A 237-nucleotide genomic window follows, 5' to 3' on the forward strand; every position below is an offset into this window, starting at 1 on the left:
TCGGCGCGGTATTTTTGCAGCAGCTCGCGATAATCGGCCGCCTCGATAATCAGGCCGTCTAAATAGCCATCGGCGTTGTAATCGGTTTTGGCCACACGGCTCCACAGGTCGCGCGCGTTCAAAATTTTTTCTAGCGGCTTCCAGTCGCCGCCAAAGCAGAGCCAGGCATTTAAGCAGCCGATGTCGATATAGCCGCCGGCTGCCTGATGCGCCAAAATGGCGGTGCGGATTTGCCCG

General features: G+C 57.4%; 1 protein-coding gene. It reads right to left on the reverse strand.

What is annotated here, in order from left to right:
- Positions 1–237, reverse strand: a 237-nt coding sequence (locus Q5762_RS39615) for a hypothetical protein (RefSeq protein ID WP_315897166.1), incomplete at both ends; no start/stop codon positions are given.

It is taken from the genome of Streptomyces sp. P9(2023), assembly GCF_032436795.1.
Lineage (GTDB): Bacteria > Actinomycetota > Actinomycetes > Streptomycetales > Streptomycetaceae > Streptomyces.